The sequence below is a fragment of the Kitasatospora purpeofusca genome (genome assembly GCF_042691725.1).
Classification (GTDB): domain Bacteria; phylum Actinomycetota; class Actinomycetes; order Streptomycetales; family Streptomycetaceae; genus Kitasatospora; species Kitasatospora purpeofusca_B.
Window position 1 is genome coordinate 938,067 of sequence record NZ_CP170483.1, and the last position, 11,927, is coordinate 949,993.

The 11,927-nt window shown below is 75.7% G+C and carries 8 protein-coding genes; 7 read left to right on the forward strand and 1 reads right to left on the reverse strand.

Annotation, left to right across the window (positions count from 1 at the left end):
- Positions 1–8 precede the first annotated feature (8 nt).
- Entirely contained in the window at positions 9–1,367 is a 1,359-nt protein-coding gene (locus ACFCLZ_RS04125; protein WP_380283268.1) for an MFS transporter, read from the reverse strand.
- A gap of 236 nt (positions 1,368–1,603) precedes the next feature.
- Here ACFCLZ_RS04125 and ACFCLZ_RS04130 point away from each other — a divergent pair, with 236 nt between their 5' ends.
- The 7 genes from ACFCLZ_RS04130 (at position 1,604) to ACFCLZ_RS04160 (ending at position 11,816) form a co-directional block, all read left to right on the forward strand.
- Positions 1,604–3,226 carry a D-alanyl-D-alanine carboxypeptidase family protein gene (locus ACFCLZ_RS04130; RefSeq protein WP_380283269.1) on the forward strand — a complete coding sequence of 541 codons (1,623 nt, stop codon included), beginning with the start codon at positions 1,604–1,606 and terminating at the stop codon, positions 3,224–3,226.
- A 31-nt stretch (positions 3,227–3,257) separates the two neighbouring features.
- Positions 3,258–3,686 carry a PPOX class F420-dependent oxidoreductase gene (locus ACFCLZ_RS04135; RefSeq protein WP_380283271.1) on the forward strand — a complete coding sequence of 143 codons (429 nt, stop codon included), beginning with the start codon at positions 3,258–3,260 and terminating at the stop codon, positions 3,684–3,686.
- A 200-nt stretch (positions 3,687–3,886) separates the two neighbouring features.
- A complete protein-coding gene (locus tag ACFCLZ_RS04140) occupies positions 3,887–6,253 on the forward strand; it encodes a lamin tail domain-containing protein (RefSeq protein ID WP_380283272.1) in 2,367 nt (788 codons plus the stop codon).
- Positions 6,254–6,453: 200 nt separating this feature from the next.
- The gene (locus ACFCLZ_RS04145) at positions 6,454–8,541 is read left to right on the forward strand and encodes a TerD family protein (protein ID WP_380286068.1); all 2,088 of its coding nucleotides are present in this window, start codon (positions 6,454–6,456) and stop codon (positions 8,539–8,541) included.
- 208 nt (positions 8,542–8,749) lie between these two features.
- Complete coding sequence (locus tag ACFCLZ_RS04150) at positions 8,750–8,905, forward strand: hypothetical protein (protein ID WP_380283273.1); 156 nt, start codon at positions 8,750–8,752, stop codon at positions 8,903–8,905.
- An 80-nt stretch (positions 8,906–8,985) separates the two neighbouring features.
- On the forward strand, positions 8,986–11,304 hold the full coding sequence (locus ACFCLZ_RS04155; protein ID WP_380286069.1) for a heavy metal translocating P-type ATPase: 2,319 nt from the start codon (positions 8,986–8,988) through the stop codon (positions 11,302–11,304).
- Positions 11,301–11,816, forward strand: a complete 516-nt coding sequence (locus ACFCLZ_RS04160) for a copper chaperone PCu(A)C (protein WP_380283274.1) — start codon at positions 11,301–11,303, stop codon at positions 11,814–11,816. Before ACFCLZ_RS04155 ends, ACFCLZ_RS04160 begins: the two co-directional genes overlap by 4 nt.
- Positions 11,817–11,927: the final 111 nt, after the last annotated feature.

Below are 11,927 nucleotides of genomic sequence, written 5' to 3' on the forward strand. Positions count from 1 at the left end.
CGACGACGTTAGGCAACCCGGTCCGGGGCGGGATCCGACTTTCGGCGCGACCGGGCGCCACCAAAGTCGCGCGTGCGGAGCACGGGCACGGCGGCGAGGGCCGGGGCGGCGGCCAGGGCGAAGCAGAGCGGCAGCGGCAGGTGGCCGACCAGCAGGCCCACGGTCGCGCCGCCCGCCGCCGACCCGGCGTTGCAGGCGGTGTTCACCCAGGCACCGGCGCGCGTGCGGGCGTCGGCGGCGACCGCCTCGTCCGCCACCAGGTAGGCGGTGGTGAGGGCGGGTGAGACGAAGAGGCCGGCGAGCGCGACGGCCGCGCCGAGCAGGAGGAGGTTCGGCGCGAATCCGGCGGCGGTCAGCGCCAGGCCGAGGCCGGCCGTGAACAGCGGCAGCCGGACGGCGTTGGGCAGCGGACGGTCCAGCGCGCCGAGGCCGAGGCCGCCGACCGCGCTGCCGACCGAGAGCGCGGCCAGGACCCAGCCGACCGCCTCCGGCCGGCCCTGCCGCTCGGCGAAGGCGACCACCATGAGGTCGAGCGCACCCAGCGCCAGCCCGGTCACGGCAGCCGCGAGCACGGCACTCCGCAGCGCCCGCCCACCGCCGAGCCGCCCGGCGCGCCGCCCTCGCCGGCCACCGGTCGCACTCCCGGCCGCGCCGACCGCCCGCTCGCCGCGGTCGTCCTCCCGCCCGGCGTCCCGGGCGTCGTCCCGGGCCTCGTCCTCGGCGTCGCGCCCGGCGTCCGCTGCCGCGAGCGGCGAGGCGACCAGCAGCAGGGCGCCGGTGAGCAGCAGGGCCGCGCCCGCGACGACGGCACCGGCCGGGCCGATGAGCGGCAGCAGCACACCGACCAGCAGCGGCCCGCTGACGAAGAGCAGTTCCTCGGCGACACCGTCGAGGCTGTAGGCGCGGCGGAGCAGGTCCGGGTCGGGGAGGAGCCGGCGCCAGAGCATCCGCATCACCGGGCCGAGCGGCGGTGTGCAGGCACCCGCCGCGACGACCAGCGCCGCGAGGGCCGCCGATGGCATGCCGGGCCGCGCGGTGGCGGCGGCCACGGCGAGCAGCAGCGCGGTGTACAGCGCGGCCATCGGCGGCAGCGCCCGCCGGGGGCCGTGCCGGTCGACCAGTGCGGCCCGGACCGGGGAGAGGAGGACGCTGGCGAGACCGAACAGGGCCATCGCCGCGCCCGCGGCGGAGTAGGAGCCGGTGGAGTCGCGGACGGCGAGCAGCAGCGCGAGCGGGACCACGCCGTAGGACAGGCGGCCGAGCAGGGCCGCGGCGAAGGTGCGGCCGGCGTGCGGGGCGCCGAGCACGGCGCGGTAGCCGGGGCGCCCGGCAGCGGCGTGCGGAGGCACGGAAGCGGAGGAGGGCATGGGAACGTTCCTCGGTGAGGACCGGGCGGCGGGCGGGCAACGCCCAGCGGCGCCGGAAGTGTGCGGGGACACCGGAGGACCGCGCCGACGACAGTGGTCGGGGCGGTCGCGACGGGGCCGGCTACACACAGGGAACGAACATGGTCCGAACCGTACCAGCCCGGCACGGGGCGGGGCGGGGCCCGGACGGAGCAGCGGGCCGGGCGGGGCGGCGGACGCCCGGGTACGTTCGCCGTGTGCAGCAGAGGTCACCCCACGTCAGCAGGCGCTCCCGGGCCGGACGACCGGCGGCGGCCGGCGCCGTCGCCGCGCTGGTCCTCGCGGCCGGTTCGCCCGCCGCGACGGCGAGCCCGCTGCCGGGCACCGTCACGGCGGCCTCCCCTGCCGCCCCGATCGCCCCGACTTCCCCCGCCGCCCCCACTGCCCCGGCCGCCACCGCCGCCCCGATCGCGCCGCCGGTCGCCCCAGGCACGGCGCAGGACGCGGCCACCTCGATCGGCGGCGAGCGGCTGGGCCGGCCGGCCGTCCAGGTGGCGCCCCGCGCGGGAGCACCGGAGCTGCCCGCCGTACTGACCGGTCGCTCCTGGCTGGTCGCCGACGCCGCGACCGGCGCGGTGCTGGCGGCCCGCGACGCGCACCTCCCGCTGCCGCCCGCCAGCACGCTCAAGATGCTGTTCGCGGACACCGTGATGCCCAAGTTCGACCGCTCCCTGGAGCACCGGGTGACCCTGGCCGAGCTGGCCGGGGTGGGTGCGGGCAGCAGCCTGGTCGGGATCAAGGAGAACCTGTCCTACCGGGTCGAGGACCTCTGGCGCGGGGTCTTCCTCGCCTCCGGAAACGACGCCGTGCACGTCCTGTCCCATATGAACGGCGGGCTGGCCCGTACGGTCGCGCAGATGCAGGAGCGGGCGCGCGCCCTCCAGGCCCGGGACACCCGGGTGGTCTCCCCGGACGGCTACGACCAGGACGGCCAGGTCTCCTCGGCATACGACCTCACCCTGTTCGCCCGGGCCGGGCTGCGCAACGCGGACTTCCGCAGCTACTGCGCGACCCGCACCGCGCGCTTCCCCGGCGGGCTCGACCTGACCACCGGGCAGCGGACCGCCTTCGACATCGCCAACACCGACCGCCTGCTGGGCAAGTACCCCGGTCTGATCGGGGTGAAGAACGGTTACACCACCAACGCGGGTGCCACCTTCACCGGCGCGGCCGAGCGCGGCGGCCGGACGCTGCTGGTGACGGTGATGCACCCGGAGCAGCAGTCCAAGGTGTACGACGAGGCGGCGGCGCTGCTGGACTGGGGCTTCGCGGCGGCCGACAAGGTGGAACCGGTCGGCACCCTGGTGGAGGAGGAGCAGGCGGCCGGCCCGTCCGACCCGTCGGCCCCGGCCGCCACCGCGACCGGGGACCCGGCCACCGGGGTGCTGCCGCAGGGCGCCCGGCAGGCCGACCACGCGCTGGGCCCGGCCGGGTGGACGGCGGCCGCCCTGTGCGCGGCGCTCGCGCTCTGGGCGGCGGCCCGGATCCGGGTCCGCCGCCGCCTGCACACGCGCACCGCCGCGGCCGCCGCGCCGCCGGTGCCGCTCAGCGCCCCCGCCGTCCCCCCGCGCCCGGACTACGCCCCGTACGTCGCCGCCGCTGCGCACGCCTCTGCCCCGGACGTCACCGCCGGCCCGCGCACCCCCGCCCCGTACGGCGCCCCGACCCTGTACGGCGCCCCCGTCCCGTACAGCACCCCCGCCCCGCGCGGTGCCACCGCGGTCGGCGGGTCCACCGCCGTGGGCGGTGCCGGCCGGCGCCGGCTCGCCCGCCGGGCCCGTGGCCTGGCCCGCTCCGTCCGCGTCCGACGGCCGTCATAGCGGTCCCGGCCGGCGCCCTAGAATGCCCGGCATGAGCGCCGCCACTCCCCACCCCGACCCGCACCGGCCGAAGCGGCTCGAACGCCTCGTCAGCCTCTCCTCCGGGAGCTACCTGCTGGTCACCACCTTCAAGAAGGACGGCACCGCCGTGCCGACCCCGGTGTGGGTGGTGCGCGACGGCGAGGCGCTCGGCATCTGGACCGTCGCGGACTCCTGGAAGGTCAAGCGGATCCGCAACCGCCCGGACGTCCTGGTCGGCCCCTGCGACGTGCGCGGCAATCCGACCGGCGAGTCCTTCCCGGCCACCGCCGAGATCCTCGGCCCCGAGCGCACGGCCGCCTACCGGACGCTGCTGCGGCAGAAGTACGGCCTGGTCGGCGTCGTCACGGTGCTCGGCAGCCGGCTGCGGCGCGGCGAACGCGGCACCGTCGGCATCCGGCTCACCCTCACCGAGGACTGACGGACCCCGCGCCGTCCGGCGCCGCCCCACCGGTCACCTCCGCCCCCTCAGCCACGGGCGACTCTTCCGGTACATGTCAGCCGAAACGTTCTTCCGTTGTACGCCTGGCCGTCCGCCAGAGCGCGCGGTATGGCAACGGTGGCGCTGCTACAACACACAGCGCCCCACCATCAACTGTTCGCGCGTCAGGAGGACGCCCCATGCGGCGAACCGATCGAGTCCGGCTCCGTACCCTGGCGGTGGCATCGGCCGCCGCCGTCGTAGGAGCGCTCATAGCCCTCCCGGCCGGCACCGCGCACGCGGTGTCGCCGGACATCGTGATCAGCCAGGTGTACGGCGGCGGCGGCAACTCCGGGGCCCCGTACGCCAATGACTTCATCGAGCTGTACAACCGCGGCGCCACGCCGGTCACCGTCACCGGCTGGACCGTCCAGTACGCCTCGGCGGCCGGCTCGTCGTGGGCGAGGACCACGCTGTCGGGCACCATCGCCCCCGGCAAGTACTACCTGGTCCAGGAGGCGGCCGGCACCGGCACGGGCGCCGCCCTGCCGACGCCCGACGCCACCGGCACGATCGCCCTGGGCGCCAACGCCGGCAAGGTCGCACTGGTCACCAACTCCACCGCGCTGACCTGCTCCACCGGCTGCGCCACCCAGTCCGGGGTGAAGGACTTCGTCGGCTACGGCACGACCGCGAGCTCGGCCGAGGGCTCGCCGACCGGCAACCTCGCCAACACCACCGCCGCGCTGCGGGCGGGCGGCGGCGCCACCGACACCGACAACAACGCGGCCGACTTCGCCGTCACCGCGCCCACCCCGCGCAACTCCTCCTCCGGCGGCGGGACCGGCGGCGGGACCCGCATCCACACCATCCAGGGCGCGGCCCGCACCTCCCCGCTGGCCGGCCAGGCGGTCAGCGCCGTCCCCGGCGTGGTCACGGCGGTCGGCCCGAGCGGCTACTGGTTCCAGGACCCGCAGCCCGACGCCGACCCGGCCACCAGCGAGGCGGTCTACGTCTACACCACGGGCGCGCCGGGCGTGGCCGTCGGCGACTCGGTCACCGTCGGCGGCACGGTGTCCGAGTACCGGCCGGGCGGCACCGGCGGCACCACCAACCTCACCGTCACCGAGCTCACCGCGCCCACCACCACCGTCCTCGCCCACAACGTCGCGCTGCCCGCCGCCACCGTGGTCGGCGCGGGCGGCCGGATCCCGCCGGCCGCGGTGATCTCCAGCGTCACCACGGGCGACGTCGAGACGGCCGGCGGCTTCCAGCCGGCCACCGACGGCCTGGACTTCTGGGAGTCGCTGGAGGGCATGCGGGTCCAGCTGAACAACGCGGCCGTGGTCGGCCCGAGCAGTTCCTTCGGCGAGATCCCGGTCGTCCCGCAGGGCTCGACCACCCGCACCACCCGCGGCGGCATCCTGCTGCAGGCCGCCGACGGCAACCCCGAGCGGGTCCTGCTGGACGACGTGCTCGCCCCGACGCCGACCGCCAACGTGGGGGACACCCTCTCCGGCGCCACCGTCGGCGTCCTCGACTACTCCTTCGGCAACTTCAAGCTGCTGGTCACCGCGACCCCGACCGTCGCCTCCGGCGCTCTCACCGCCGAGACCACCGCCGCCCCGACCGCCGGCCAGCTCGCCACCGCGACCTTCAACGTCGAGAACCTCGCCCCGAGCGACCCGCAGAGCAAGTTCGACGGCCTCGCCGCGGCCGTCGTCAACAACCTCCGCTCGCCCGACCTGGTCGCCCTGGAGGAGATCCAGGACAACTCCGGCGCGACCGACAACGGGGTGGTCGCGGCCGACCAGACCGTCGCCAAGCTGGTCGCCGCGATCACCGCGGCCGGCGGCCCGGCCTACTCCTACCGTCAGATCGACCCGGTGAACGACCAGGACGGCGGCCAGCCCGGCGGCAACATCCGCCAGGTCTTCCTCTACCGCACCGACCGCGGCCTGAGCTTCACCGACCGCCCCGGCGCCGGCTCCACCACCGCCGACTCGGTCGTCAACAACGCCGGCACGCCCGCCCTCGCCTACTCCCCCGGCCGGATCGACCCGACCAACTCGGCCTTCAACGCCAGCCGCAAGCCGCTCGCCGGCGAGTTCCGCTGGAACGGCCGCCCGGTCTTCGTGATCGCCAACCACTTCAACTCCAAGGGCGGCGACCAGCCCCTCTTCGGCCGCTACCAGCAGCCGGCCCGCCCCTCGGAGACCCAGCGGCACGCGCAGGCCACCGTGGTGAAGAACTTCACCGACCAGATCCTCGCCGTCGACCCGAACGCCGCCGTCATCGTCCTCGGCGACCTCAACGACTTCGAGTTCTCGCAGACCGCCGACCTGCTCACCGCCGGCGGCTCCCTGGTCGACCTCCCCCGCACCCTCCCCCTCGCCGAGCGCTACACCTACGTCTACGAGGGCAACTCCCAGGTGCTGGACCACATCCTCATCTCCCCCGCCCTCGCGGCCAAGGCGTACAGCTACGACATCGTCCACCTCAACGCCGAGTTCGCCACCCAGCTGAGCGACCACGACCCGCAGGTCGTCCGCATCCCGCTGCCCTAGGGCGGCCGCACACCAGGCCCCGACTGCCCCGGCGTCACCTCCCCGACGCCGGGGCAGCGCCGTACCCCGCGACCGGGACGGTCCAACTGCCTGCGTACAATCTCTTCGCAATCCCGTCATATCAACTGGTCACCACACATCGCAGCTGCGCCCACGCCGACGGCGCGGCCCGCTCCTCTGGGGGGACATTCGTGCAGGAAATGGTCAAGGGCGCCAACGTCGGACTCGCGACGCTGGGCGAGAGCACCGACGCCGTCACGGTGATCCTGGGGTGGAGCAGTCCCGGGGGCGACGGGGACGCGGACGTCTCGGTGCTGCTCCTGACCGGTGAGGGCAAGGTCCGCGACAACGCCGACTTCTTCTTCTACAACAACCCCACCGCCGAGGACGGCAGCGTCCACCTGCTCGGCCAGAGCCCGACCGAGGTCGGCACCGAGGACCGCATCCAGCTCGACCTCACCGCCGTCCCGGCCGACATCGAGCGCCTGGTGGTCGCCGCGAGCCGCCACCAGCGCGCGCCCTTCGGTCAGTTGGAGGACCTCCGGCTCGAACTGGCCGGCCCCGGCGGCGAGCGGCTGCTCGGCTTCTCCATCACCGACGCCGACTCCGAGAGCGCCTTCGTCTTCGGCGAGATCTACCGGCGCAACGAGGAGTGGAAGTTCCGCGCCATCGGCCAGGGCTACGACACCGGACTCGCCGGGCTGGCCACGGACTTCGGCATCGAGATCGAGGACGACGAGGACCAGGACGACGAGGGCCAGGGCGACGGGTACGACGGGAACGAGGACGACGGGAACACGTCGGTCGCAGGTGACACCACCCGCGAGGCCCCCGGCCGGACCGAGCCGAAGGCCGACCCGACGGCCGACCGGACCGGCGACCGGACGGCCGACGCGATGACCAAGCCGCCGGTGTCCGCCCCGGCCCCCGCGCCCGAAACCGCGGCCGCCGGTCCGGACCCGGCACCCGCCGCACCCAAGCGCCTGCGCACGGCCAAGAAGAAGGTCACCCTCCCCAAGGCCGCCAAGCCCTCGCTCGCCGAGAACGACGGCTGGCGCACCGCGCGGCTCTTCCCGGCCACCACGCTGAAGAGCGACCGCGAGCGCGAGGTCCGCGCCACCTCCGTCCTGCTCTCCGTGATGGCCCAGGTGCCGGAGTTCGGCCGGCGCCTCACCGCGGCGTTCGGCGCGCCCGCCGGCCGCACCGAGACCTTCACCGAGGTCTCGCTCCCGCACGGGGACTCGCCGAAGCGGCCCGACGGCGTCATCCGCGTCGAGCGCGCCGGCCGGCTCTGGACGGCGCTCGTCGAGAGCAAGACCAACGGCAACCCGCTGAAGGCCGAGCAGGTCCAGGACTACATGGACATCGCCGCCCGGCGCGGCTACGAGGCCGTCATCACCCTCTCCAACGACGTGGCCCTGGAGGGGAGTCCGCTCGTCCAGGTCAAGGTCGACGGCCGGCGCAAGCACAAGGTGCTGCTCGGTCACCTCTCCTGGGCCGAGGTCGCGTACCAGGCGAAGATGCTGATCCGGCACGAGGGCGTCGGCAATCCCGCGCACGCCTGGCTGCTCCAGGAGCTGCTGCACTACCTGCAGCACGAGAACTCGGGCTGCCACGGCTTCCAGAACATGGGCCCGGCCTGGGTCCCGGTCCGCAAGGCCATCGACGAGGAGACGCTCACCGCCGGGGACGAGCGCGCCACCCAGGTGGTGGAGAGCTGGGAGCGGCTGATCCGGCAGGTCAGCTTCCAGCTCGGCGGCGAACTCGGCGTCAAGGTGCTGCCGGTCCAGCGGGCCCGGCGCGGCGAGGACGCCGGGGTGCGGCGGGCCGCGCTGGCCGACCGGCTCTGCGAGGACGGCCGCCTGAACGCGGAGATCCGGATCGAGGACGCGGTCGGCACCATCGCCATCGCGGCCGACCTGCGGGTCGGCAAGCTGCGGACCTCCACCGAGATCCCGGCCCCCGAACAGGGCTACCCGCTGAGCTGGGTCAAGCGGCTGGTCCGGCAGCTCGGCGAGGCCCCGGCCGACCTGCACGTCGAGACGCTCACCGACGGCGCCTCGGCCGGCCCCCGGGGCACCCTGGAGAAGCTCCGGCCCGAGCCGGGCGACCTGCTACCGAAGGACGCCTCGCGGATCACCGGCTTCCGGCTCTCGCTGTCCAAGAGCATGGGGAGCACCCGGGGGAACGCCGAGAGCGGGTTCATCCGGAGCGTGGACGCCGCCGTCGAGCGGTTCCACTCGGGCGTCCTGGTCCACCTCGACCAGCGGACGGGCCGCCGGGCGTAGCACCGCCCCCGGAGGGCCGGTCACCCGAGAACCGAAGCAACGGGCCGGGGCGCGTGCGGGAGACCGTGCGTGCCCCGGCCCGCGGCGTGTCCGGGCAGCGCAACGGGGTGGGGGTATGTGATTCGGGTCATTCGGGGTGTTCGGGAACTCCGCGGCTCGCTGGGACGACTGGTGGGGGGTGAGTGGGATGTCGCCGGGTGGCCGGCCGTTGAGTGTGCTGGCGGGGTTCGCCCTGCTGCTGGTGGTGGTGTTCGTCGTGGCCTTCGCCGTGGGGCGCGGGGCCGGGCCGGTGACGCCCGGGCTGACGCCCGGCGGGGGCGGCGACAGGCCCGGGATGGGGCACGACATGGGGGCGGGCCGGTGACGTCCGTGACGGAGAACGCCGGGAGCGCGGGCCACGGGGACGCCGGGGCGCTGGTGAGCACCGACCTGGCGGTCGGCGGGATGACCTGCGCGGCCTGTGTGAGCCGGGTGGAGAAGCGGCTGGCCCGGATCGAGGGCGTGAGCGCCGGGGTGAACCTGGCCACCGGACGGGCGCGGGTGCTGCACCCGGCCGCGGTGGGCGTCGAGGAGCTGGTCGCGGCGGTCGAACGGGCCGGGTACACAGCCGAGTTGGCGCCCGACGGGGTACCGTCCGCCGGTCCGGGGGCGGAGGACCCCGGGGACCGCCGGCGGCTGCTGGTGACGGCGCTGCTGGCCGTGCCCGTGGTGGTGCTGTCGATGGTGCCCTCGCTGCAGTTCGCGGCCTGGCAGTGGGTCTGCTTCGGGCTGGCGCTGCCGGTGGTGAGCTGGGGCTCGGCCGGGTTCCACCGGCGGGCCTGGCAGGGCCTGCGGCACGCCGCGGCGACCATGGACACCCTGGTGAGCCTCGGCGTGGTCGCGTCGTTCGGCTGGTCCGCGTACGCGCTGCTGTTCGGCGGGGCGGGCGAGATCGGCATGCGGATGCCGTTCTCGCTGACGGCGGACGGCGGCGGCACCGCGCACGTCTACCTGGAGGCGGCCGTCGGGGTGCCGCTGTTCGTGCTGGCCGGCCGGCTGCTGGAGGGGCGGGTGCGGCAGCGCAGCGGCTCGGCGCTGCGGGCGCTCGCCGAACTCGGCGCGAAGGAGGTCTGCGTCCGCGATCCGCGCAGCGGCGAGGAGCACCTGCTGCCGATCGAACAGCTGCTGCCGGGGCAGGAGTTCGTGGTCCGGCCCGGCGAGCGGGTGGCCACCGACGGGGTGGTGGTCGAGGGCGGTTCGGCGCTGGACCTGAGCCTGCTGACCGGCGAGTCGGTCCCGGTGGAGGTCGGGCCGGGCGACCAGGTCGCGGGCGCCACGGTGAACGTCGGCGGGGCGCTGGTGGTGCGGGCGACGGCGGTCGGCGCGGACACCCAACTGGCCCGGATCACCGCGCTGGTGGCGGACGCCCAGGCGGGCAAGGCGCGGGCGCAGCGGCTCGCGGACACCGTCGCCGGGGTGTTCGTGCCCTGCGTGCTGACGGTGGCGGTCTGCGTGCTGGGCTTCTGGCTGGGCGCGGGCGCCGACCCGCAGGCGGCGGTGACGGCGGCGGTCGCCGTGCTGGTGGTGGCCTGCCCGTGCGCGCTGGGCCTGGCCACGCCGACCGCGCTGCTGGCGGCGACCGGGCGCGGCGCCGAACTGGGCGTGCTGGTGCGCGGCCCGGAGGTGCTGGAGAGCCTGCGCCGGGTCGACACCGTGGTGCTGGACAAGACCGGCACGCTGACCACCGGCCGGATGGAGCTCGCGGCGGTGGCCGTGGCCGTCGGCGCGGGGGTCGACGAGGACCGGGTGCTGCGGCTCGCGGGAGCCGTCGAGCACCGTTCGGAGCACCCGATCGGGCGGGCCGTCGTGGGGGCGGCCCGGGCCCGGTGCGGCTCCGAGCCCCTTCCGGCGGTGGACCGCTTCGCGGCCACCGCCGGAGTCGGGGTGTCCGGCGAGGTCGAGGGCCGCCGGGTGCGGGTGGTCCGCCCGGACGACGCCGACGGGCCGCTGCCGGAAGAGCTGGAGCGGGCGCTGGCGGACGCCTCGGCGGCGGGCCGCACACCGGTGGTGGTGGAGCTGGACGGGCGGCCGACGGCCGTCCTGGCGGTCGGCGACACACTGCGCTCGGGCAGTTGGCGCGCGCTGCACCGGCTGCGCGGCATGGGCCTGGAGCCGGTGCTGCTGACCGGGGACGGGCCGGGCGCGGCCCGCGCGGTCGCGGCGGAGCTGGGCATCGAGCAGGTGCACTCCTCGGCCTCGCCGGAGCGCAAGGCCGAGGTGGTCGCGGAGCTGAAGGCCGCCGGGCGGACCACGGCGGTGGTCGGCGACGGGGTCAACGACGCCGTCGCGCTGGCCTCCGCGGACCTCGGGGTGGCACTGGCCTCGGGCAGTGACGCGGCGATCGGCGCGGCCGGGCTGACGCTGGTGCGCGGGGACATCGAGGCGGTGGTGGACGCGGTCCGGCTGGCCCGGCGCACCCTGGCCACGATCCGGGCCAACCTGCTCTGGGCGTTCGGGTACAACGTGGTGCTGATCCCGCTGGCGGCGGTGGGGCTGCTGAACCCGATGCTGGCGGCGGTGGCGATGTCGCTGAGTTCGCTGCTGGTGGTGGGCAACAGCCTGCGGCTGCGGACCTGGCGCCCCGGGCGCGGCAGCGCGGACGGGCGCGGAAGCGGCGGTCCCGGAAACGGCGGGCCCGGAGGCGGCGGACCCGGCGCCCGCGGCACCACGGGCACGGCGCGGCGGCCGGCCCGGGCGCGGCGTTCGGCGGGTGCGGCGTGGTGAGCGGGCGGGGGGCCGGGAGGTCGAGGGCGGTCGAGCGGCTGAAGGTGGCCGGGCCGCCGGTGGCGGCGGCCGCGGTGGCGCTCGCGCTGCTCTCCGGGTGGACGGCGATCGGCGGGGCCGGGACGGCGCGCCCGGTCGTGGTGGAACCGGGCTGGATGCTGCTGCCCTCGGCGGGCGGGGTACCGGCCACCGCCGCCTTCTTCACCGTCCGCAACCCCGGCGACATACCGGACGAGCTCACGGCCGTGAGCTGGGAGTTCGGCGGCAAGGTGACGCTGAAGCGGCATCTGCACCAGGGCGCCTCGGGCCGGTGGGAGCCGGTCGCGGCGCTGCCGGTGCCGGAGCGCGGCGCGTTGGTGATGTCACCGGAGGACGCCGATCTGATGATCACCAATCCGCCCCCGCTGAAGGTCGGGCAGTGGGTGGAGTTCACCCTCGACTTCCGCAACAGCCCGCAGCTGCGGGTCAAGGCGGAGGTGCTGCCTCCCGGCGGGCGGCGGGGCGGCGGCTGAGGACTTCCCGGGGGTCTTGTCGGTGGGGTCGGGTAGTTTGTGTCCGTCCCCAGGAGGGCGCCGGGAAATAGGGTGCCCGAACCAAGTCGCCTGTGCTTGTCTGTGTCACGT